The sequence below is a fragment of the Pseudoxanthomonas fibrivorans genome, assembly GCF_041464125.1.
Taxonomy (GTDB): Bacteria; Pseudomonadota; Gammaproteobacteria; order Xanthomonadales; family Xanthomonadaceae; genus Pseudoxanthomonas.
The window spans coordinates 764,325-787,324 of sequence record NZ_JBGNUG010000001.1 but is presented as its reverse complement, the minus strand read 5'-3'; the positions used below and the strand labels follow the sequence as shown (position 1 = coordinate 787,324).

Here is a 23,000-nt window from a genome sequence, read left to right as displayed (position 1 = left end):
TGCCGGCACGCCGGGTCAGCCGGCGGACAGCGCGAACGGCCCGCCCTTGGCCAGCGCCCTCTGGTAGGCGGGACGCGCGTGGATCCGCTGCAGGAACGCGGCCAGGTTCGGATGCGCCTCCAGCCCGCCGCGCACGGCCGCGGCCTCGACCGGGAAGCTCATCTGGATGTCGGCGGCGGTGAAGCGCTCGCCGGCGAACCAGCCCACGCCGCGCGCCAGCGACTGCTCCATCCAGTCCAGGTGCAGCTTCAGCTGCGGCCCGACGAAGCCGGCCATGGCCCGCTTGACGATGTTCTCGGCGATCGGCCGGACGAAGAACGGTTTCTTCGCCGCGCGGATCCGCGCGAAGACCAGGCTCAGCAGCAGCGGTGGCATCGCCGAGCCTTCGGCGTAGTGCATCCAGTAGCGGTACTGCAGGCGCTCCGGCGAGTCGACCGGCAGCGGCGTCGGCGACAGCGCATGCCCGGTGTCGTAGCGCTCGACCAGGTACTCGAGGATCGCCCCCGATTCGGCCAGCGTGTGGCCGTCGTCGACCAGCACCGGCGACTTCCCGAGCGGGTGCACCGCGCGCAGCGCGGCGGGCGCCAGCATGGTCGCCGGATCCCGTGCGTAACGGACCAGCTGGTACGGCAGGGCCAGCTCCTCGAGCAGCCAGAGCACGCGCTGGGAGCGGGAATTCTCGAGATGGTGGACGGTGATCATCGCGGCCGGTTTCGATGGGGGCTCCCCATCCTCGCATCCCCGGCCCATGGCGTGGGTGGGCGCTCCGTCCGCCGCAAACGAAAAACGCCGGAGGCTCGCGCCCCCGGCGTTTCGTGGTGGCCTGCCTTGCGGCGGGCCGGCGCGATTACAGCGCCTGCACCTGGTCGGCCTGCAGGCCCTTCTGGCCCTGCACGACGATGAAGGAGACCTTCTGGCCTTCCTGCAGCGACTTGAAGCCCGAACCCTGGATCGAACGGAAGTGCACGAACAGGTCGGCGCCGCTCTCCGGGGTGATGAAGCCGAAGCCCTTGGCGTCGTTGAACCACTTGACGGTACCGGTCTGACGATCGGACATTTTGCTAACTCCTCAACTTGGATATGGAAAACCGGCCACGGAACGCCCGGGTCGGTACTGGGTTGCAGGTGTTAGGCAAAGCGGAACGATGTAGCGATCGTCAGATCGGTTCATCAGGCCACGAACCACGGTGACCCAGGCAAACACAGTGGGCGCACGATACCCGGATTTTCCCTGAATAGCGAGCCCGGGCTTCCGGCGCGTTCAGACGCCCCCCGACAGCCCCCACGCCCGGGCGGCGATGCGGTAGGACTCCTTGCGCGCCTGGTGGTCGTGGATGTTGGCCACGACCATCAGCTCGTCTGGCCGGTGGCGGGCGGCGAAGGCCGCCAGGCCACGGGCGACGGCGTCCGGCCCACCCACCACGCTGCAGGCCAGCGCGCGTTCGACCCCGGCCTTCTCCTCGGGTGTCCAGAACGCCTCGATGTCGTCGATCGGGGCCGGGATCAGCCCCGCCCGACCGCGGCGCAGGTTGACGAACGCCTGCTGGGCGGTGGTGAACAGGCGCCGGGCCTCGGCGTCGGTCGCGGCCGCCACCACGTTCACCGCCAGCATGGCGTGGGGCTGCGGCTGCTGGCGGGAGGGCCTGAAATCGCGGTGGTACACCTGCAGCGCCTGGTCCATCGCGTCGGGGGCGAAATGCGAGGCGAAGGCGAACGGAAGGCCCAGGGCAGCCGCCAGCTGCGCGCCGAACAGGCTCGATCCCAGGATCCACACCGGCACCTCCAGCCCGGCGCCGGGCACGGCACGTACCGCCTGCCCCGCCTCGGCAGGCTGGAACCAGCCGAGCAGTTCCTGCACGTCCTGCGGAAAGCGGTCCGCCGCCTCGAAGTAGCGGCGCAGCGCACGCGCGGTGGCCTGGTCGGTGCCCGGCGCGCGGCCGACGCCCAGGTCGATCCGCCCCGGATGCAGCGCCGCGAGGGTGCCGAACTGTTCGGCCACCTGCAGCGGCGAATGGTTGGGCAGCATGATCCCGCCAGCCCCCACCCGGATCGTGCGGGTGCCGGCGGCGACGTGCGCGATCAGCACCGCGGTGGCCGCCGAGGCGATCCCCGGCATGTTGTGGTGCTCGGCCAGCCAGAACCGCCGGTAGCCCAGCGCTTCGACATGGCGCGCCAGGTCCAGGCTGTTGGCCAGCGCCGCGGCCACGTCGCTGCCCTCGCAGACCGGCGCCAGATCCAGGACAGACAGGGGAACGGTCGACACCGGGCGGGGCCTTTACTGGCGCGCGGGCTCGGCCAGCGGCGTGGCGGCTCCCGGCAAGCGGGTACCGGCGGGCACGAGGGTCGCCACCCCGTGGCCGCGCTCGGCCAGGTATTCCAGCCACTTGCCCAGGAAGGTGTTCATCCGCAGGCGGTGGCCGACCAGCTCGGCCGGCGGCGGATACAGGCCCATCACGTCCTGCCAGCGGCGGCCGACATAGCAGTGGGTGGTCTCGACCTGGCGCGCGTCGGTGTACACGCGCAGGTAGGCCGACGGGTCAGGCTCCCCGGTGAGCGGATCGCGCAGGTCGTAGGTCAGGCGCAGTTCCAGGGTGTACGGGTGGCGCTCGAGTACATCCAGGCGCACGTCCAGGCCGTCGCCGACGCTGGACAGGTAGCTTCCCGCTGCCAGTCGCGGCGGGGCGAACAGGCGCTGGAGCCGGGCGTGGTTTTCCGCGTACAGCCCCATGAGCCAGCCGAACCGGCTCAGCCTCGGGATGCGCGTGTCGTGTGGGGTGACCTGCTGCATGGGATCGATGCTACACGCTGCGGCGTGGAGGCGGCAGCATTGACCGCGACGGCGCGCAGGCCTACCGTGGGGAAGCCGCTCCCGCGTCGCCGCGCCGGCGTCAGAACATCTCCCGCTGCAGCCCCAGCGTCGTCAGGACCTTGCTCGAGATCTCCTCGATCGAGGTGTGCGTGGTGCTCAGCGTCGGAATCCGCTCCAGGCTGAACATCGCCTCGGCCGCCTGCACTTCGCGGCGGCACGTTTCCAGCCTGGCGTAGCGCGAATCGGGGCGCCGCTCCTGGCGGATCTGCTGCAGCCGCTCCGGGTCGATGGTCAGGCCGAACAGCTTGCGCCGCCACTGCTTGAGCCGCGGCGGCAGGCGCTCGCTCTCCAAGTCGCCGTCGGTCAGCGGATAGTTCGCCGCCTTCACGCCGTAGTGCAGCGCCAGGTAGACGCAGGTCGGGGTCTTCCCCGCGCGCGACACGCCCACCAGGATCACGTCGGCCTCCTCGTAGTCGAAGGCCATGCCGTCGTCGTGGGTGAGCGAATAGTTCATCGCGTTGATGCGGCGGTGGTAGGTCTCGAAATCGACCATGCCGTGCGCCTGCCCCACCCTCGCCTGGCGCGGCTGCTCCAGTTCGCGCTCCAGCGGCTCGATGAAGGGCGCGAACACGTCCAGCATCAGCGCGCCGCTTTCGGCCAGCACCATGCTCAGCTGCACGTCCACGCAGGAATTGACCACGATCGGGCGCACGCCGTGCTTGAGCCCGGCGGCGTGGATCCGGTCGCGCGCCTCGCGCGCCTTGTCCGGGTCGTCGACGAAGGACAGGCGGTCGGTCAGGAACTGGAAGCCGCTGAACTGCGTGAGCAGGCTGTGGCCGATGGTCTCGGCGGTGATACCGGTGCCATCGGAGACGTAGAAGACCGGGCGGATGCTGCTCATGGAAGCGTTTTCCCCTTCGAACACGAAAACCAGCCTGTTTTCAAGATTGCTATGCCCAGATGCCGGGATCATCATAACGGCTCCACATATCTCGGGACGGCGGCCATCGCCCGGCCGGGCGATGGCTCCATGGAGCCTCGCACTTGAACCAGAACATCCTGTGGTTGCACGAGCTGCGCCTGGCCGACCTGGCCCGCGTCGGCGGCAAGAATTCATCCCTCGGCGAAATGATCGGCCACCTGGCCGGGCTGGGCGTGTCGGTTCCCGGCGGCTTCGCGACCACGTCGGAGGCGTTCAAGGCCTTCATCGCCTACAACGACCTGCACCAGCGCATCTACGACCGCCTCGCGACCCTCGACGTGGAGGACGTGCCGGCGCTGACCGCGGCCGGCAGGGAAATCCGCGGCTGGGTGATCGACGCCCCGCTGCAGTCGGACCTGGACCAGGACATCCGCGCCGCCTACGCGAGGCTGTCGGCCGAGAACGGCGGCAATGACGTGGCCGTCGCGGTGCGCTCCTCGGCCACCGCCGAGGACCTGCCGGATGCGTCGTTCGCCGGCCAGCAGGAGACCTTCCTCAACGTGACCGGCGCCGACGACGTCGTGCACAAGGTCAAGGAGGTCTTCGCCTCGCTCTACAACGACCGCGCCATCGCCTACCGCGTGCACCACGGCTTCAAGCACGAGGACGTGTTCCTCTCGGCCGGCGTGCAGCTGATGGTCCGCTCGGACGTGGGCGCCTCCGGCGTGCTGTTCACCCTGGACACCGAGTCCGGCTTCCGCGACGTGGTGTTCGTCACCGCCAGCTATGGCCTGGGCGAGATGGTCGTGCAGGGCGCGGTCAACCCGGACGAGTTCTACGTCTACAAGCCGACCCTGCAGCAGGGCAAGCCGGCGATCCTGCGCCGCGCGCTGGGCAGCAAGGCGATCCGGATGGTGTACTCGGAGACGCCGGGCGAGCGCGTGCGCACCGAGGATACGCCGGCGGAGCTGCGCGCGAAGTTCTCGCTCTCCGACGCGGACGTGCAGGAACTGGCCAAGCAGTCGCTGGTGATCGAAAAGCACTACGGCCGTCCGATGGACATCGAGTGGGCCAAGGACGGCGTCAGCGGCAAGCTGTTCATCGTCCAGGCGCGCCCGGAGACGGTGAAGTCCCGCGCCAAGGCGACCCAGATCGAGCGCTATGCGCTGGAGAAGCGCGGCCAGGTGATCGCCGAGGGCCGCGCCATCGGCCAGAAGATCGGCAGCGGCGTCGCCCGCGTCGTGCGTTCGCTGGACGACATGAACCGCGTGCAGCCCGGCGACGTGCTGGTCGCCGACATGACCGACCCGGACTGGGAGCCGGTGATGAAGCGCGCCAGCGCCATCGTCACCAACCGCGGCGGCCGCACCTGCCACGCGGCGATCATCGCCCGCGAGCTGGGCGTGCCGGCGGTGGTCGGCACCCACGATGCGCTGGACCGGATCACCGACGGCCAGGTCGTGACGGTCAGCTGCGCCGAAGGCGACACCGGCTTCATCTACGACGGCGCCCTGCCCTTCGAGCGCACCACCACCGACCTGGGGAACATGCCGCCGGCGCCGCTGAAGATCATGATGAACGTGGCCAACCCGGAGCGCGCGTTCGACTTCGGCCAGCTGCCCAACGCCGGCATCGGCCTGGCCCGCCTGGAGATGATCATCGCCAGCCACATCGGCGTGCACCCCAAGGCGCTGCTCGAATACGCGAAGCAGGACGCGGAGACGAAGAAGAAGATCGACGCCAAGATTGCCGGCTACTCCGACCCGGTCGGCTTCTACGTCGACCGCCTGGCCGAGGGCATCGCCACCCTCACCGCCTCGGTCGCGCCGAACCCGGTGATCGTGCGCCTGTCGGACTTCAAGTCCAACGAGTACGCCAACCTGGTCGGCGGCCACCGCTACGAGCCGGAGGAGGAAAACCCGATGATCGGCTTCCGCGGCGCCAGCCGCTACGTCGATCCGTCGTTCGCCGACGCCTTCGCCCTGGAATGCCGGGCCGTGCTCAAGGTCCGCGACGAGATGGGCCTGGACAACCTGTGGGTGATGATCCCGTTCGTGCGAACCCTGGAGGAAGGCCGCAAGGTCATCGAGGTGCTGGCCGCCAACGGCCTGCGCCAGGGCGAGCGGGGGCTGAAGATCATCATGATGTGCGAGGTGCCATCCAACGCGCTGCTGGCCGACGAGTTCCTCGACATCTTCGACGGCTTCTCGATCGGCTCCAACGACCTGACCCAGCTGACCCTGGGCCTGGACCGCGACTCCTCGATCGTGGCCAACCTGTTCGACGAGCGGAACCCGGCGGTGAAGAAGCTGCTGTCGCTGGCGATCAAGGCCGCGCGCGCGCGCGGCAAGTACGTCGGCATCTGCGGCCAGGGCCCGTCCGACCACCCCGACCTGGCCGAATGGCTGATGGCCGAGGGCATCGAGTCGGTGTCGCTCAATCCGGATACCGTGGTCGACACCTGGCTGCGGCTGGCCAGGTCGAAGGCGGCCTGACCGGGCCCGGCGCCGGCGCCACACGCGAAAGGCCCGCCGATGGCGGGCCTTTCTTCCTGGCGCGGTTCCGGCGGATATCCCGCGGATCAGGATCCGGCGGCCAGTTTCGCCAGGTGGCGCCGGTAGTGGCGCAGCTCCTCGATCGAGTCGTGCACGTCGCTCAGCGCGGTGTGCGCGGCCTGCTTGCGCACGCCGGCCAGCACCTCCGGCGCCCAGCGCCTGGCCAGTTCCTTGAGGGTGCTCACGTCCAGGTTGCGGTAGTGGAAGTACTGCTCCAGCCGCGGCATCAGGCGGTGCAGGAAGCGCCGGTCCTGGCAGATCGAATTGCCGCACATCGGCGAGGCCTTGGCCGGCACCCATTCATTGAGGAAGGCGACGGTGCGCGCCTCGGCCTGGGCCAGGGTCACCCCGCTCTCCAGCACCCGCTGCCACAGCCCGGAACGGCCGTGCTGGTTGCGGTTCCATTCGTCCATCGCTTCCAGCGCGGACAACGGGTGCGAGATCGCCAGCTCCGGCCCTTCGGCCAGCACCTGCAGCTGCGAGTCGGTGACGACGGTGGCGATCTCCAGGATCGAATCGTTGCCGGTGTCCAGCCCGGTCATTTCCAGGTCGATCCAGATCAGGCGGTCCTGTCCTGCTGCGATGGCCATGCGTTCTCGTTCCGGCGGAGTCGGGGCGCGTCCTTGCAGGCCGCGCATGGGCTGGCATGATAACGCAGCCCCCCGCACCGGCCGCCCGATGGACCCCGCGAACAACCATGCCGTGCTCGCCGCCATGCTGGCGCCGGCCTTCTTCCTCACCGCCACCGCCTCGCTGCTGCTGTCGGCCAACAACCGGCTGGCGCGCATCATCGACCGCGCCCGCACCCTGCTGCGCGAACTGGCCGAGATCGAGGAGCCCGGCGAACGCGCACTCTACGAGCGGCGCATCGCCCTGCAGCGCCGGCGCAGCCTCAACATCCTGCGCGCCGGGCAACTGCTGTACGTGGCGATCAGCTGCTTCGTCGGCACCAGCCTGGCGGTGTCGGTGGACACCTTCACCGGCCACCGCCTGGGTTCCCTGCCGATCTGGCTCGCCTCGGCCGGGGTGCTGGCGATGTTCGCCGCCAGTATCCTGCTGGCACGCGAATCGACCCTGGCGGTGACCGCGATCAACGAGGAGATGGACCACCGCCCGCGGCCGCGCTCGCCCGGCTGACGGCCCGCACGCGCTACAGCGGCGGACGGCCGCGCTTGGCCCGGAAATAGTTGGTCAGGCGGCGCGCCGCCTCCTCGCCCAGCACGCCACCGCGCACCTGCACGCGGTGGTTGTGCCGCGGATCGGCGACCAGGTCGAACACGCTGCCGCAGGCGCCGGTCTTCGGATCGGCGGCACCGAACACCAGCCGCGCCACGCGGGCGTGGACCAGCGCCATGGCGCACATCGCGCACGGTTCGAGGGTGACGTAGAGCGTCGATCCCACCAGCCGGTGGTTGCCCGACCGGCGGCCGGCCTCGCGCATGGCGACGATCTCGGCGTGCGCGCTGGGGTCGTGGTCGGCGATGTTGCGGTTCCAGCCTTCGCCCAGCGGCTGGCCATCGGCGCCGACCAGGACCGCGCCTACCGGGATCTCGTCGTAGGCATGCTCGGCATGGTCGGCCAGGGCGAAGGCGTGCCGCATCCAGCGCTCGTCGACCGCATCCGCGGCCGCGTCCGGCGCCATGGGGCCTGCTCCCATCGCTTCACCAGCGCGCATGGACATGCTGGCGGATCCGCCGGTCGTACACCCCGGCCGCCGCCTCCATGGTCGAGGCCGGCAGCGGCGGCAACGCCGACGCGGCGACATTGCCCAATGCCTGCTGCACGGTGCGTGCCCCGGGGATGACGACGGTGACCGCCGGGTCCATCAGGATCCAGCGCAGTGCCAGCTGGGCCAGGGTCGCGCCTTCCGGCACGAGTGGCCGCAGTTCCTCCACCGCGGCCAGGCCGACCTCGTAGGGCACGCCGGAAAAGGTCTCCCCGACATCGAAGGCCTCGCCGTGGCGGTTGAACTGGCGGTGGTCGTCGGCCTCGAAGCGCGTGTCGGCGCGGAACTTGCCGCTGAGCATCCCGCTGGCCAGCGGCACCCGGGCGATCACCGCCACGCCGCGGCGCTGCGCCTGGCGGAAGAACAGCTCGGCCGGGCGCAAGCGGAACATGTTGTAGATGATCTGGACGCTGGCCACGCCCGGATATTCAATCGCCTTGAGCCCCTCCTCCACGCGCTCGACGCTGACGCCGTAGTGGCGAAGCTTGCCGCGTTCGGCCAACCGCTCCATCCGCTCGAAGATCTCGGGGTGGTAGTAGGCATCGGTGGGCGGACAGTGCAGCTGGACCAGGTCGAGCGCCTCGACGTCCAGGTTGCGCAGGCTGCGGTCGATCCATCCCTCGAGGTTGTCGGCACTGTAGCCGTCGACGGTCTGCTGCGGCAGGCGCCGGCCGGCCTTGGTCGCCACGAACGGGCGCGGCCCGCCGCGCTCCTTCAACACCCGCGCGATCAGCCGCTCCGAGTGGCCGTCGCCATAGACGTCGGCGGTGTCGATGAAGTCCAGCCCCGCATCGAGCGCGGCATGCAGCGCGGCGACCGACTCGCGGTCGTCCACCGTGCCCCAGGCGGCGCCGATGGCCCAGGCGCCGAAACCGATCTCGCCGACGCTGCGGCCGGTGCGGCCGAACACACGCGATTGCATTGCCCGTTCCTCAGTCAGGCCCGGCGGCACCCTGCCCGACCCGGGCCAGGCAGCTTACCAGCGCGGCCCGGTCGTAGGGCTTGCGAAGCAGCGCCGCGCCGGGGAACCGGTGCCGCTCTATGCGGCTGTCGTCGCCGGTGGCGAACACCAGGTCCAGCGACGGGCGTGCGGCCCGTGCGCGCAGGGCCAGCTCGATCCCGGACGCACCGGGCAGTTCGACGTCGGTCAGCAGCAGGTCGACCGGCGCGGCCTCGAGCATCCGCGTGGCGGCGTCGGCGTCGCCGGCCTCCAGCACCCGGTGCCCGAGCTGGGCCAGCATTTCGGCGGTGACCATGCGGATCAGTTCGTCGTCTTCGACCAGCAGGATCGTGCGTGCACCCTTGCCCGAGGGCGCCATGTCCGTCGCCTCCGGCGCCTGGACCGTCGCAGGATCCTGGTCCGTCGGACCATCCGGGTCGGACGCGGCAGGCGCGGCCTCCCGCCTGGACGCGCCGGCCGCCGCCTGCTGCCGGACGCCGGCCAGCACATGCCGGACCTTGCGCGCCAGGTTCTCGCGCGTGTACGGCTTGGGCAGCAGGTTCACGCCTTCGTCCAGCCGCCCGCCGTGCACGATCGCGTTCTCGGTGTAGCCCGAGGTGAACAGCACCGCGAGCCCCGGGATGCGCTCGCGGGCCTTGCGCGCCAGTTCCGGGCTGCGCAACGGCCCCGGCATGACCACGTCGGTGAACAGCAGGTCGATCGGGATGCCGCTTTCGACGATCGCCAGCCCGCTGGCCGCGTCGCCCGCGCGCAGCACCCGGTAGCCCAGGTCGGTCAGCATCTCCACCGCGGTGGCGCGCACGTCCTCGTCGTCCTCCACCACCAGCACCGTTTCGCTGCCGCCGGCCACCGGCAGCCGCTCCATCGACACCAGGGTGTCCTCGCTCTCGTGGGCACGCGGCAGGTAGAGCTTGATCGTGGTGCCGTGCCCGACCTCGGAGTACACCTTGACGTGGCCGTCGGACTGGCGCGCGAAGCCGTACACCATCGACAGCCCCAGGCCGGTGCCCTTGCCCTCGGGCTTGGTGGTGAAGAACGGCTCGAACACCTTCTCCAGCAGTTCGGACGGGATGCCGCAACCGGTGTCGGTGACCGCCAGCATCACGTACTGGCCGGCGCGCACGTCGGCGTGCAGGCGCACGTAGTTGTCGTCCAGGAACGCGTTGCCGACCTCGATCGTGAGCCGCCCGCGTCCGCCCATCGCGTCGCGGGCGTTGATGGCCAGGTTCAGCAGCGCGTTCTCGACCTGCCCCGGGTCGGCGAGCGTGTTCCAGAGGCCGCCGGAGATGGTCGTCTCGATCTCGATCTCCTCGCCCAGCGCCCGCCGCAGCATGTCGTCCAGCCCGCGCACCAGCCGGCCGATGTTGATCACCTTCGGCTCCAGCGGCTGGCGCCGGCCGAAGGCCAGCATCTGCGAGGCCAGCCGCGAGCCGCGCGACACGCCGGCCAGCGCGTTCTGCACGCGCAGCTCGGCGCGCGGGTTGCCTGCGATGTCCTTGCCCAGCAACTGCAGGTTGCCGGAAATGACCTGCAGCAGGTTGTTGAAGTCGTGGGCGATGCCGCCGGTCAGCTGGCCGATCGATTCCATCTTCTGCGCCTGCTGCAGGGCCGCCTCGGCCTGGCGGCGCACGCCGATCTCCGCCACGACCCGGCTTTCGAGCTGCTCGTTGAGCTGCTGCAGCGCTTCCTCGACCACGCGCCTGCGCGCGATCTCCTGCTGCGCGTCCTGGTACAGCCGCGCATTGTCGATCGCGATGGCCGCCTGCGCGGCGATGCCCTCCACCAGCCGGCAGTGGCGGTCGCCGAAGCGGCCGGGGACGTCGTGGCCGAAGAACAGGCCGCCGATCACCTGCCCGGACCGCGACACCACCGGCACGGCCAGGTAGCTGCGCACCGGCAGGTGGCCGGGCGGCATGCCGTGGTAGGGGGCGTTGCGGCCGAAGCGCGGGTCGCCGGTGATGTCGTCGGACATCACCGTGCCCTCGCCGTTGAACGTCGGCGCGAACACCGCGGTGTTGCGCGGCATCGGGAAGTCGGCGAACGCCGACCGGTCGACCCCGGAAAGGGTGTAGAGCATGTAGCTCTCGCCGGCCGCGTCGGTCACGTTGTAGAAGAACGCGCCGAAGCTGGCGCCGGAGAGCTCCACGCAGGCGTCGGTCACCCGCTGCACCAGCCGCTCCAGGTCCAGCTCGGCGGCCAGTGCCGAACCGGTGCGGTTGAGGGTTTCGAGCACCCGCGTTTCGTCGCGCAGCGCGTCCTGGACCCGGCGCCGTTCGATCAGCACCAGCAGGGTCCGGGTCACCAGTTCGACCAGTTCCAGGTCGCGTGCGCACGGGCTCCGCGGCCGGGGATGGTAGATGGCGAACACGCCGAGGATCTCGTCCCGGCCGGACAGGATCGGGGTCGACCAGCACGCGCCGAGCCCGTGCCGGCGCGCGAGGTCGTGGTACTCGGCCAGCCGCGGATCGCCGGCGATGTCGTGGGCGTAGACCGGCTCGCGGCTGAAGGCGGCCGCGCCGCACGTGCCGGCACCGGGGGCGATGGCCAGGCCGTCGATCGCCTCGCAGAACGCAGGGGGTAGGTTCGGCGCCGCGCCATGGCGCAGTCGCGTGCCGGCGCGGTCCGCGAGCATGATCGACACGGCGGCCCCTTCCTCGCAGTGGGTCTCGACCAGGCGGGCGATCGCCGCCAGGGTGTCGGCGAACACGCCCTCGCGGATGGCCAGTTCGAACATCCGGCTCTGCAGGCCGTGCATCGCCTCCCGCCAGCGACGGTCGTCGATGTCGAGGATCGAGCCGACGTGGCCCAGGAACCCGCCATCCGGGCCGAAGCGCGGCGCCGCCGCGCCGAGCATCCAGCGGTAGCCGCCATCGCGGTGGCGCAGGCGGTACTCCAGCCGGAAGGCATCCTGCGCCGCGTGCGCGCGCGCCAGCGCCTGCTCGGCGCGGCCGCGGTCCTGCGGGTGCACCGCCTCGATCCAGCCGTGTTCCAGGCCCTCGCCCGGCTGCTGGCCGGTGAACTCGTACCAGGACCGGTTGAGGTAGGTGCAGCGGTTGGCGGTGTCACCGACCCACATCATCACCGGCGCATGGTCGGCCATGTTGCGGAACCGGCCCTCGCTCTCGCGCAGCGCCGCGGTCGCCTCGCGCCGCAACCGGCCCATCGCCAGGTGCGATTCGGCGCGGGCGACGAGCTCGCGCGCCGAGAACGGCTTGGTCAGGTAGTCGTCGGCGCCGGCGTCCAGGCCCTCGACCTGCGCTTCCTCGCCCGACCGGGCGGACAGCAGGATCACCGGCACGTCGCGCAGCGCCGGATCCTCGCGGATCGCGCGCAGCAGTCCGAACCCGTCCAGGCCCGGCATCATGATGTCGCTGATCACCAGGTCCGGGCGCTCGCGCCGCACCGCGCCCAGTGCGGCCTCGCCGTCGGCCACCGTCTCGACGCTGGCGCCACGCTCGCCGAGCAGCCGTGCGATGTACATGCGCAGGTCGGCGTTGTCGTCGGCCAGCACGATGCGGCCACCCTCGGCGCCGGTCCGCGCGCCGGCCAGGGGCGCGGGCGGCGCCCCGGGGGCGGTCGCCGGCTGCTGCTCGGTCGGCAGCCAGCGCATCGCCTCCTCGACGAAGGAACGGGCGCGCATGCTGCCGGCCCCTTCGCCCGGGTCGGTGAGCTCGCCGTCATCCTGGATGTTCTCGGGCGGCAGGTGCTCCCTGCCCAGGGGCAGTTCGACCACGAAGCGGCTGCCCTGGCCGGGCTCGCTGTGGACGGTGATGCCGCCGCCATGCTGGCGGACCAGCTCGCTGACCAGCGCCAGGCCGATGCCGCTGCCCTCGTACGAACGGCCCCGGGCACCCTCGACGCGATGGAAGCGGTCGAACAGCCGCGGCAGTTCTTCGGCCGGGATGCCGATGCCGGTGTCGGCCACGACCAGCCGAGCGCGGCCGTCGTCCTGGCGCAGGCTGACCTCGATGCCGCCTTCGAAGGTGAACTTGAACGCGTTCGAGAGCAGGTTGAGGACGATCTTCTCCCACTGCGCGCGATCGACGTAGACCGGCTCGCCCAGGTGGCCGGTGTCGATGTGCAGGCCCAGGCCCGCGCGCTGGGTGGCTTCCTTGAACGCGGACGCGAGCTCGGCGGTGAGTGCGCCGAGGTCGGTCGGCCGGAACACCGCGTTCATGCGCCCGGCCTCGACCCGGGAGAAGTCCAGCAGCGTGTTGACCAGCCGCAGCAGCCGCAGGGAGTTGCGGTGCGCCAGCTGGAGCCGCTCGATGTCGTGGCCGTCCAGCCGTCCGGGCGCCGCCAGCAGGTCTTCCAGCGGACCCAGCATCAGCGTCAGCGGCGTGCGGAACTCGTGGCTGACGTTGGAGAAGAACAGGGTCTTGGCCGCGTCGATCGCGGCGAGCGCTTCGGCGCGGCGGCGCTCCTGCTCGTACGCCTCGGCATTGGCCAGCGCGGTGGATATCTGTCCGGCGACCAGCGACAGGAAGCCCTCGTAGCCCTCGTCGAACAGCCGGTAAGGATTGAGACCCACCACCAGCGCGCCGGCATGCCCCGCCTCGCCGGAGGCCTGGACCGGGAACACCGCCGCGCGGTCCGGCGCCAACCCCAGCGGACCGCCGGCGAAAACGCCGGGAAACCGGGCCTGCACCCCGTCCACCTGCTGCGGGGCATGGGCGAGCAGCGCACGGTCCAGCGGCCAGGCCGGCTCGCCGGCGGCGAGTGGCGCCGGAACCCCGGCCCCCGCCGGGTCGACGCCGCTGGCGGCGGCCAGGCGATAACCGTTCTGGCCATCGGCCAGGTACAGCAGCGCGAACGGGAGGTCGCGGGTATTGGTGGCCAGGGCCTGCGCGCATCGCTCGCAGGCTTCCACGTACCCGCGTGCGTCGGCGGTGCGCGCGGCCAGCTCCTTGAGCAGGGTCAGCTGGCGCTCGCCGATCACCCGCTGGGTATGTTCGGAATTGGCGCAGATGATCCCGCCGGCACTGCCGTCGTCGTTCGGGATCGGGCTGTAGGAGAAGGTGTAGTACGTCTCCTCCGGGTAGCCGTTGCGCTCCATGATCAGGAGCTGCTCCTCGACGTAGGTGCCGGCATCGCCCTGCATCGCGGTGGCCAGCATCGGCCCGATCTCCGGCCAGATCTCCTGCCACACCTCGCGCGTGGGGCGCCCGAGCGCCCACGGGTGCTTGCCGCCGATGATCGACTTGTAGGGATCGTTGTAGAGGTACAGGAGGTCGTCGCCCCAGCCGATCCAGATCGGCTGGCGCGAGGTGAGCATGATCCGGACCGCGGTCTTCAGGCTCTGCGGCCAGTCCTCCGGCCGGCCCAGCGGCGTGGCGGCCCAGTCGTGCGCCCGCATCAGTGCGCCCAGCTCCCCGCCGCCGGCCAGGAACGCGACCTTGTCCGAGCTCATCCGCCCCTCCCCTTTTGAGGGGGGCGATCGTGGCACCGGGGCCGCGGTGGCGACGTGACGACACGGTGAGCCGACCTGGCCGGCTCCACGCCGCCGGGACGGGACCGGCTACGCGGCCGGCGTCACTCCCATTCGATCGTGGCCGGCGGCTTGCCGCTGATGTCGTAGACCACGCGCGAAACGCCGCGCAGCTCGTTGATGATGCGGTTGGAGACCCGGCCCAGGAACTCGTACGGCAGGTGGGCCCAGTGCGCGGTCATGAAGTCGATGGTCTCCACCGCCCGCAATGCGATCACCCACTCGTAGGCGCGGGCGTCGCCGACCACGCCCACCGACTTCACCGGCAGGAACACGGCGAAGGCCTGGCTGGTCTTGTCGTACAGGTCCCAGGCGCGCAGCTCCTCGATGAAGATCGCGTCGGCACGGGCCAGCAGCTCGGCGTACTCGGGCTTGACCTCGCCGAGGATGCGCACGCCCAGGCCCGGGCCCGGGAACGGGTGGCGGTAGACCATCTGCCGCGGCAGGCCCAGCTCCACGCCCAGCCGGCGCACTTCGTCCTTGAACAGCTCGCGCAGCGGCTCGACCAGTCCGAGTTTCATGTGCTCGGGCAGGCCGCCGACGTTGTGGTGGCTCTTGATGACGTGGGCCTTGCCGGTCTTGCTGCCGGCCGACTCGATCACGTCTGGGTAGATGGTGCCCTGGGCCAGCCAGCGCGCGTTCTTCAGCTTGTTCGATTCTTCCTCGAAGATCTCGACGAACAGGTTGCCGATGATCTTGCGCTTGGCCTCCGGGTCGGCGATGCCTTCCAGCGCCTTGAAATAGCGCTCGTGCGCATCGACGCGGATGACCTTGACGCCCATATGCTCGGCGAACATCGCCATCACCTGGTCGCCTTCCTGCCAGCGCAGCAGGCCGGTGTCGACGAACACGCAGGTCAGCTGGTCGCCGATGGCCCGGTGCAGCAGCGCGGCCACGACCGAGGAGTCCACGCCGCCGGACAGGCCGAGGATCACCTCGTCCGTGCCGACCTGCGCGCGCACGCGCGCGATCTGGTCCTCGATGATGTGCTCGGCGGTCCACAGCGTCTGGCAGCCGCAGATGTCGACCACGAAGCGGCGCAGCAGCGCCTGTCCCTGCTTGGTGTGGGTGACTTCCGGGTGGAACTGCACGCCGTACCAGCCGCGCGCATCGTCGGCGAAGGCCGCGACCGGGATGCGGTCGGTCCTGGCCGTGACGGTGAAGCCCGGCGGCGCGACCGAGACGTGGTCGCCATGGCTCATCCACACGTCCAGCCGCGGCGGCGCGCCCGGGTGGTCCTTCAGCCCCTCGAACAGGCGGTCGGCGGCCACCAGCGAGACTTCGGCGTGGCCGAACTCGCGCTGGTCGGCGGCCTCGGTGTCGCCGCCCAGCTGCCTGGCCATGGTCTGCATGCCGTAGCAGATGCCCAGCACCGGCAGGCCGCTGTCGAACACCTGCTGCGGCGCGCGCGGCGAACCTTCGACGGTGGTGGACTCCGGGCCGCCGGACAGGATGATGCCCTTCGGCGCGAACGCGGCGATTTCTGCCGGGTCATGGTCCCAGGCCCAGATCTCGCAGTAGACGCCGAGCTCGCGGATGCGGCGCGCGATCAGCTGGGTGTACTGCGCGCCGAAGTCGAGGATGAGGATCTTGTCGCTGTGGATGTCGGTCATCGGCGGCCGGGGCGCTTCTCGTTCTGGGTTGGGGTAGCCGTCCATGGCGGGAGATGGCGGGCATCGGAGTGCCCTGCCCGGTCATCCATGGCCGGGCGTTCGCTGACGCGCGAGGCGATGCCTCGCAGGCGCGTCCGCTCACCCCATCCGGTAGTTCGGCGGTTCCTTGGTGATCTGCACGTCGTGGACGTGGCTCTCGCGCTGGCCGGCGCCGGTGATCACCACGAACTTCGGCTTGCTGCGCATCTCCTCGATGGTCGCGCAGCCGACATAGCCCATGGTGGCGCGCAGGCCGCCGATCAGCTGGTGGATCACGCCCGACAGCGGGCCGCGGACCGGGACCCGGCCCTCGATGCCTTCCGGCACCAGCTTGTCCGCGTCGGAGGCGTCCTGGAAGTAGCGGTCCTTGGAGCCCTTCTCCATCGCGCCGAGCGAGCCCATGCCGCGGTAGCTCTTGTAGCTGCGGCCCTGGAACAGCTCGATCTCGCCCGGCGATTCCTCGGTGCCGGCGAACAGGCCGCCGATCATCACCGTGGAAGCGCCGGCGGCGATCGCCTTGCCGATGTCGCCCGAATAGCGGATGCCGCCGTCGGCGATCAGCGGGATGCGGTCCTGCAGCGCCTCGGCGACCAGGTCGACCGCGGTGATCTGCGGCACGCCCACGCCGGCGACCACGCGCGTGGTGCAGATCGAGCCGGGACCCACGCCGACCTTCACCGCGTCGGCGCCGGCGTCGTACAGCGCCAGGGCCGCTTCGCCGGTCACGATATTGCCGCCGATCACCTGCACCTGCGGGAAGTTCTTCTTGACCCAGGCCACGCGGTCGACCACGGCCTGCGAGTGGCCGTGCGCGGTATCGACCACGATCACGTCCACGCCGGCGGCCACCAGCGCCTCGACGCGCTGTTCGGTATCGCCGCCCACGCCCACCGCGGCGCCGACCAGCAGGCGCGAGGCGCTGTCCTTGGCGGCGTTGGGGTTGTCGGTCTTCTTCTGGATGTCCTTGACCGTGATCAGGCCGCGCAGCGCGTAGTCGTCGTTGACCACCAGCACCTTCTCGATGCGGTTCTTGTGCAGCAGCTTGAGCACTTCGGCGTCGTGCGCGCCTTCCTTCACCGTGACCAGGCGGTCCTTCTTGGTCATGATGTGGCGGACCGGGTCGTCCAGCTCGGTCTCGAAGCGCATGTCGCGGCGGGTGACGATGCCGGTCAGCTGCCCCGACTCGTCGACCACCGGCACGCCCGAGATGTTGCGCGCGCGGGTCAGCGCCAGCACTTCGCGGATGGTGGTATCGGGCCTGACCGTGATCGGGTCGCGGATCACCCCGGACTCGAACTTCTTGACCTTGGCCACCTCGGCCGCCTGCTGCTCGGCGGTCATGTTCTTGTGCAGGATGCCGATCCCGCCCAGCTGGGCCATGGCCACGGCCAGCCGGGCCTCGGTCACCGTGTCCATCGCCGCCGAGACGATCGGCAGGTTGATGCGCAGGTCCCGGGTGAAACGCGTCGAGAGCGACACGTCCTTGGGCAGCACGGTGGAGTGGGCGGGGACGAGCGAGACGTCGTCGTAGGTGAGCGCTTCGGCCTGGATGCGGAGCATCGGCATACCCGGGTGTGGGGAAGCGCGCCATTATACCCGTGAACGGGGCGCCCCCGCCTGCCCCGCGAGCGGCACGCTGCATTCCCGCGGATGGCATCGACCCGCCCGCGCCTCGACCCGCCGGCCCGGGCGAACGCGGACCTCCCGCCTGGATCAGGCCCCGGTTTCGAGCGCCTCGACCGCCTCGATCGTGTTCTGCATCAGGGTGGCCACGGTCATCGGCCCGACCCCGCCCGGGACCGGGGTGATCCAGCTGGCACGGGCTTCGGCGGCGGCGTAGCCCACGTCCCCGACCAGGCGGCCATCGTCCAGGCGGTTGATGCCCACGTCGATGACCACCGCGCCCGGCTTGACCCATTCGCCCGGCACGATGCCCGGCCGGCCCACCGCGACGACCAGGATGTCGGCATCGCGCACGCGCGCTTCCAGGACCTCGCGCGGGGTGAACTTGTGGCAGCTGGTGACGGTGCATCCGGCGATCAGCAGCTCCAGCGCCATCGGCCGGCCGACATGGTTGCTCACGCCCACGATGGTCGCGTTGCGGCCGCGCACCGGGCGGTCGGTATGGGCCAGCAGGGTCATGATTCCGCGCGGGGTGCACGGGCGCAGGCCGAACTGGCGCAGCGCCAGGTGGCCGACGTTCTCCGGATGGAAGCCGTCCACGTCCTTGCGCGGGTCGATCCGGCGGATCAGCCCGCTCGCGTCGGGAATGCCCGGCAGCGGCAGCTGGACCAGGATGCCGTGGATCTTCGGGTCGGCGTTGAGCCGGTCGATCAGGGCCAGGATGTCCGCTTCGGACGTGCCCGCCGGCAGGTCGTGGTCGAAGGCCTCGATGCCGACCTTCTCGGCGGCGCGGCGCTTGTTGCGCACGTACACCGCCGAGGCCGGGTCGGAACCGACCAGCACCACCGCGAGCCCGGGCCGGGCCCGGCCGGCGGCCACGCGCGCGTCGACCCGCACCTTGAGTTCGTCGAGCAGGGCGTCGGCGACGCGGCGGCCATCGAGGATGCGGGCGGTCATCGGGCGGGAGGCTTGCGGCTGGGGGCGGGGAATCGGCACATTGTCCCCGATTCGGCTTGGGCGAGGTAGGGACGATGGTCGACACCGTGCAACTGGAAGCGGCCGCGTTCCGGCGCCTGCTCCGGCATCTCAACGAACAGCGCCCGGACGTGCAGAACATCGACCTGATGATCCTGGCCGGGTTCTGCCGCAACTGCCTGGCCGACTGGTACCGCGAGGCGGCGGAGGCCGCAGGCCAGCCGATGGACAGGGACCAGGCCCGCGAGGCCGTCTACGGCATGCCGTTCGCCGAATGGAAGGCCCGCCACCAGGCCGAGGCCACGCCCGAGCAGCTGGCCGCGTTCGAGGCGGCGCGCCGGCGCCATGGCTGAACGCCGCGCCGGCAGGCTCCTGCTGGCGGCCGCGCTGGTGGCCCTGCTGGGTTATGCGGCGATCCTGCTGCTGATGCACGCGCGCCAGCGCTCGCTGGTCTATTACCCCGCGCATACCCGCGTGGCGGCCTCCGCGACCGACTTCGAGCTGCGCAGGGACGACGTGGTCCTGCGCGGCTGGCAGCTCAACCCGGGGCGCACCGATGCCCTGCTCTACTTCGGCGGCAATGCCGAGCGGATCGAAGCCAGTCGCGAGGACTTCGCGGCGTGGTTCGGCACCCGCACCGTGTACCTGGTGGCCTATCGCGGCTACGGGGCGAGCGATGGCGAGCCGGAACAGGACGCGCTGCTGGCCGACGCGCTGGCCCTGTACGACGACGTCCGCCGCCGCCATCCCGGCGGCGACATCGGCGTGGTCGGGCGCAGCCTGGGCAGTGGCGTGGCGGCCTGGGTCGCGTCGCAGCGCCCGGTCTCGCGGCTGACGCTGGTCACGCCCTTCGACGGCCTGGCCCAGGTGGCCCGGGCCCACTATCCCTGGCTGCCGGTCGACCTGCTGCTGCAGGAGCGATACCCGTCGGCCGGGTTCCTGCATGGCTACCGCGGACGCGTGCTGGTGCTGCGCGCCGGCCACGACACGGTCGTGCCCCCGGCCAGCACCGACCGCCTCGTGGCTGCCCTGCCGGTCCCGCCGCAGGTGGTCATGTTCCCGGACGACGGCCACAACACCCTGTCCGGCGACCCCGCCTACGGCCGGGCGCTGGCGGATTTCATGCGCTGATCAGGCGCCGGCGTGACCGGCCATCAGTCGTTGCGGCCCGGCTCCGCCTCGGCGCCGGCCCGGGCCTGGTCCAGGCGCTGGGATTCACGGCGGGGCGTGGTGAACGGGGTGGGCGTGGCCGGGGCGGTGTTGCCGATGATCAGCGGCCGTCCGGCGCGCACGTCGCCGGCGGCCACCTCCAGGCTGAAACGCTCCGCGTCGAGCCGGCGGACTTCCTCGGCCACGCCCGCGGCCTCGGTGGCGTCCACGCCCAGCGCCTCGAGCGCGGCCTGGCCGAAGATCACGGCCGACTCGAAGGTCTCGCGGACGTGGTAGTCCACGTCCAGCGCGACCAGCTCCAGGGCGTGCTCGCGGTCGAACGCGCGCACCAGCAGCTTGGCCTGCGGGAACTGGCCGTGGCACAGCTCGGCGATCTGGTTGGCCGCCACGCGGTCGTCGATGCACACCGCGATCGCCCGCGCGCTGCCGGCGCCCGACGCGTGCAGCACGTCGAGCCGGCGGCCGTCGCCGTAGTACACCTTGAAGCCGAACTCGCCCGCGCTGCGGATCATCTCGATGTCGGTGTCGATGATGGTCACGTCCACGTCGCGGGCCAGCAGCGCCTGGCTCATCACCTGGCCGAAGCGGCCGAAGCCGATGATCAGCACGCTGCCGCCGAGGCCGTCGGCCGCGTCGATGCCCTCCATCGATTCCTCCGCGTCGCGGTGGATGAAGCGGCGGACCAGCAGCACCACCAGCGGCGTCAGCGCCATCGACAGGACCACGATCGCGGTCAGGTTGGCATTGGACGGCGCATCGATCACGCCGGCCACCTGCGCCGCGGCGAACAGCACGAATGCGAACTCGCCGCCCTGGGCCATCAGCACCGCCCGGTCCAGGGCATCGGCATGGCCGCTGCGGGTGACCCGCGCGACCAGGTAGATGCACGCGCCCTTGGCCAGCATCATCGCCACCACGCCGGTGGCGATCAGCGGCCAGTCGCGCGAGACCACCGCCAGGTCCAGGGCCATGCCCACGGCCAGGAAGAACAGGCCGAGCAGGATCCCGCGGAACGGCTCGATGTCCGCCTCCAGCTGGTGGCGGAAGGTGGACTCGGACAGCAGCACGCCGGCCAGGAACGCGCCCATCGCCATCGACAGGCCGCCGACCTCCATCAGCAGCGCCGCGCCGAGCACGACCAGCAGCGCCGCGGCGGTCATCACCTCGCGCGCCTTGGCCGCGGCCAGCAGCCGGAACAGCGGGTTGAGCAGCCAGATGCCGGCCGCGATGAGCCCGGCCAGCGCCGCCACCGCGGTGGCCACGCCGATCCAGCGGCTGCCGCCGTCGTCGTGGGGCAGCGGCGACATGAACGCCACCAGCGCCAGCAGCGGCACGATCAGCAGGTCCTCGAACAGCAGGATCGAGACGATCTTCTGCCCGCGCGGCACGGCGATGTCGCCGCGCTCGCTCAGCAGCTGCATGACGATCGCGGTGGAGGTCAGGACGAAGCCGGCCGCGCCGATGAACGCCACCTTCGACGGCAGGCCCAGCAGCAGCGCCACCCCGGTCAGCGCGGCCGTGCACAGCGCGATCTGCAGGGTGCCGAGCCCGAAGATCTCCCGGCGCAGGCCCCACAGGTGCGACGGCCGCATCTCCAGGCCGATCACGAACAGGAACATGACCACGCCCAGCTCGGCCACGTGCAGGATCGCCTGCGGGTCGGTGAACCAGCGCAACCCGAACGGGCCGATCAGCAGGCCCGCGCAGAGGTAGCCGAGCACCGAGCCCAGGCCCAGGCGCCGGAACAGCGGCACCATGACCACCGCGGCGCCGAGCAGCGCCACGACGTTGACCAGTTGACTGCCCGTGGTGCCTTCCGCCGCCATGCCTTCGTTCCTTGCCGGGCCGGCGGATGCGCCGGGAGTTGCAGGTGCCCGCGTCGCGCGGGAATGTCAGCCGCCCGTCGCGCAGAAGCGGGCGTAGTCGATGTATCCGGGGAACGGACGACCCGGCGCGCAGACCGGGCAGTCCGGGTCGGCGGCCAGGCGGACCTCGCGGAACCGCATCGCCAGCGCGTCGAACTGCAGCAGGCGCCCGGCCAGGGTCTGGCCGATGCCGAGCAGCAGCTTGATCGCCTCGTTGGCCTGCAGCAGGCCGACGATGCCGGGCAGCACGCCGAGCACGCCGGCCTCGGCGCAGCTGGGCGCGAACTGCGGCGGCGGCGGCTCCGGGAACAGGCAGCGGTAACACGGGCACCGGCCGCGATGGCGGCCGGCGTCGAACACGCTGGCCTGGCCTTCGAAGCGCTGCACCGCGCCGTACACCAGTGGCCTGCCCAGCTTCACGCAGGCGTCGTTGAGCAGGTAGCGCAGCGGGAAATTGTCCGAGCCGTCGACCACCACGTCCACGCCGTCCAGCAGCGCCTCGACGTTCGCCGACGTCACCCGCGCGCGCACGGCTTCGATCCGCACGCGCGGATTGAGCGCGGCCAGGCGCTCGCGCGCCGAGTCCACCTTCGGCGCGCCGATGGTCGACTCCACGTGCAGGATCTGCCGCTGCAGGTTGCTGCGGTCGACCACGTCGTCGTCCACCAGGCGCAGGTGCCCGATCCCGGCCGCGGCCAGGTAGAACGCGACCGGGGAACCCAGGCCGCCGGCACCGACCAGCAGCACGCTGGAGCGCTCCAGCCGGCGCTGGCCCTCGACGCCGACCTCGGCCAGGCGCAGGTGCCGCGAATAGCGCTCGAGGAAATCGGCCTCGTCCGGTTCAAGGTGCGGGCGCACGACCGGCAGCGCTTCGGCCATCCAGGCGGTGGTGCCACCGGCCACCGAGTGCACGTCGGCATAGCCGGCCGCCTGCAATGCCGCGGCGGTCGCGGCCGAACGGCGGCCGGACTGGCAGATCAGCACGATGGTGGCCACCTGCGACGGGAGGTGCCGTGCATGCGCGGCCTCGAGCTCGGCCTGGCCCACCGCGAGCGCGCCCTCGGCCTGGCCGCTGGCGCGTTCATGCGGCTCGCGTATGTCGACCAGCAGCGCACCCTGTCGCTGCCGTTCGCGCGCCTGCCGCGGCGTGATCTCGGAAATGGCCATGGGCCGATTATGGTTCGCCGGCCCCGGCAGCGATAGCACCACGCACGGGCCGCAGGGTCCCGCATCGCGCAACGTTCGCCGCGTCCG

The 23,000-nt window shown here is 71.1% G+C and carries 18 protein-coding genes; 4 read left to right on the top strand and 14 right to left on the bottom strand.

The window, feature by feature from the left end:
- Window positions 1-15: 15 nt before the first annotated feature.
- The 5 genes from ACA089_RS03700 to ppsR all read right to left on the bottom strand — a co-directional run bounded on the left by ACA089_RS03700 (window position 16) and on the right by ppsR (window position 3,710).
- Window positions 16-702 carry a glutathione S-transferase family protein gene (locus ACA089_RS03700; RefSeq protein ID WP_372013474.1) on the bottom strand — a complete coding sequence of 229 codons (687 nt, stop codon included), beginning with the start codon at window positions 700-702 and terminating at the stop codon, window positions 16-18.
- Window positions 703-847: 145 nt separating this feature from the next.
- The gene (locus ACA089_RS03695) at window positions 848-1,057 is read right to left on the bottom strand and encodes a cold-shock protein (protein WP_013535118.1); all 210 of its coding nucleotides are present in this window, start codon (window positions 1,055-1,057) and stop codon (window positions 848-850) included.
- A gap of 204 nt (window positions 1,058-1,261) precedes the next feature.
- Window positions 1,262-2,263: an LLM class flavin-dependent oxidoreductase gene (locus ACA089_RS03690; protein ID WP_372013472.1), complete on the bottom strand. Its 1,002-nt coding sequence runs from the start codon at window positions 2,261-2,263 to the stop codon at window positions 1,262-1,264.
- A 12-nt stretch (window positions 2,264-2,275) separates the two neighbouring features.
- Window positions 2,276-2,788, bottom strand: coding sequence for a DUF1249 domain-containing protein (locus tag ACA089_RS03685; RefSeq protein WP_372013470.1), 513 nt, complete (start codon window positions 2,786-2,788; stop codon window positions 2,276-2,278).
- Window positions 2,789-2,888: 100 nt separating this feature from the next.
- Window positions 2,889-3,710 (bottom strand): posphoenolpyruvate synthetase regulatory kinase/phosphorylase PpsR, encoded by an 822-nt coding sequence (gene ppsR, locus ACA089_RS03680; protein ID WP_372013468.1) that lies wholly within the window; start codon window positions 3,708-3,710, stop codon window positions 2,889-2,891.
- A gap of 143 nt (window positions 3,711-3,853) precedes the next feature.
- Here ppsR and ppsA point away from each other — a divergent pair, with 143 nt between their 5' ends.
- Window positions 3,854-6,226, top strand: coding sequence for a phosphoenolpyruvate synthase (gene ppsA / locus ACA089_RS03675; RefSeq protein WP_372013466.1), 2,373 nt, complete (start codon window positions 3,854-3,856; stop codon window positions 6,224-6,226).
- 86 nt (window positions 6,227-6,312) lie between these two features.
- On the opposite strand, the gene orn is transcribed toward ppsA, so the two are convergent.
- Window positions 6,313-6,876, bottom strand: coding sequence for an oligoribonuclease (gene orn, locus ACA089_RS03670; RefSeq protein ID WP_372013464.1), 564 nt, complete (start codon window positions 6,874-6,876; stop codon window positions 6,313-6,315).
- 88 nt (window positions 6,877-6,964) lie between these two features.
- On the opposite strand from orn, the gene ACA089_RS03665 reads away from it, so the two are divergent.
- Window positions 6,965-7,423 carry a DUF2721 domain-containing protein gene (locus ACA089_RS03665; protein ID WP_372013462.1) on the top strand — a complete coding sequence of 153 codons (459 nt, stop codon included), beginning with the start codon at window positions 6,965-6,967 and terminating at the stop codon, window positions 7,421-7,423.
- 13 nt (window positions 7,424-7,436) lie between these two features.
- Here the strand turns inward: ACA089_RS03665 and tadA are convergent, their stop codons facing one another.
- From tadA to folD, 6 genes are all read right to left on the bottom strand, one after another.
- Window positions 7,437-7,928 carry a tRNA adenosine(34) deaminase TadA gene (tadA, locus tag ACA089_RS03660; protein WP_372013460.1) on the bottom strand — a complete coding sequence of 164 codons (492 nt, stop codon included), beginning with the start codon at window positions 7,926-7,928 and terminating at the stop codon, window positions 7,437-7,439.
- Between the two features lie 19 nt (window positions 7,929-7,947).
- Window positions 7,948-8,934, bottom strand: a complete 987-nt coding sequence (locus ACA089_RS03655) for an aldo/keto reductase (RefSeq protein ID WP_372013458.1) — start codon at window positions 8,932-8,934, stop codon at window positions 7,948-7,950.
- Window positions 8,935-8,944: 10 nt separating this feature from the next.
- Complete coding sequence (locus ACA089_RS03650; RefSeq protein WP_372013456.1) at window positions 8,945-14,383, bottom strand: response regulator; 5,439 nt, start codon at window positions 14,381-14,383, stop codon at window positions 8,945-8,947.
- A gap of 122 nt (window positions 14,384-14,505) precedes the next feature.
- A complete protein-coding gene (gene guaA, locus ACA089_RS03645; RefSeq protein ID WP_372013454.1) occupies window positions 14,506-16,074 on the bottom strand; it encodes a glutamine-hydrolyzing GMP synthase in 1,569 nt (522 codons plus the stop codon).
- A 138-nt stretch (window positions 16,075-16,212) separates the two neighbouring features.
- A complete protein-coding gene (guaB, locus tag ACA089_RS03640; protein WP_372013452.1) occupies window positions 16,213-17,673 on the bottom strand; it encodes an IMP dehydrogenase in 1,461 nt (486 codons plus the stop codon).
- Window positions 17,674-17,826: 153 nt separating this feature from the next.
- Window positions 17,827-18,693 (bottom strand): bifunctional methylenetetrahydrofolate dehydrogenase/methenyltetrahydrofolate cyclohydrolase FolD, encoded by an 867-nt coding sequence (gene folD, locus ACA089_RS03635; protein WP_372013450.1) that lies wholly within the window; start codon window positions 18,691-18,693, stop codon window positions 17,827-17,829.
- Window positions 18,694-18,767: 74 nt separating this feature from the next.
- Here folD and ACA089_RS03630 point away from each other — a divergent pair, with 74 nt between their 5' ends.
- Both ACA089_RS03630 and ACA089_RS03625 read left to right on the top strand, forming a co-directional pair.
- Complete coding sequence (locus tag ACA089_RS03630; RefSeq protein ID WP_372013448.1) at window positions 18,768-19,064, top strand: DUF1244 domain-containing protein; 297 nt, start codon at window positions 18,768-18,770, stop codon at window positions 19,062-19,064.
- Window positions 19,057-19,842, top strand: a complete 786-nt coding sequence (locus ACA089_RS03625; protein WP_372013446.1) for an alpha/beta hydrolase — start codon at window positions 19,057-19,059, stop codon at window positions 19,840-19,842. Before ACA089_RS03630 ends, ACA089_RS03625 begins: the two co-directional genes overlap by 8 nt.
- A 23-nt stretch (window positions 19,843-19,865) precedes the next feature.
- On the opposite strand, the gene ACA089_RS03620 is transcribed toward ACA089_RS03625, so the two are convergent.
- Window positions 19,866-21,707 carry a monovalent cation:proton antiporter-2 (CPA2) family protein gene (locus ACA089_RS03620; RefSeq protein ID WP_372013444.1) on the bottom strand — a complete coding sequence of 614 codons (1,842 nt, stop codon included), beginning with the start codon at window positions 21,705-21,707 and terminating at the stop codon, window positions 19,866-19,868.
- A 66-nt stretch (window positions 21,708-21,773) separates the two neighbouring features.
- On the bottom strand, window positions 21,774-22,913 hold the full coding sequence (moeB, locus tag ACA089_RS03615; protein ID WP_372013442.1) for a molybdopterin-synthase adenylyltransferase MoeB: 1,140 nt from the start codon (window positions 22,911-22,913) through the stop codon (window positions 21,774-21,776).
- Window positions 22,914-23,000: the final 87 nt, after the last annotated feature.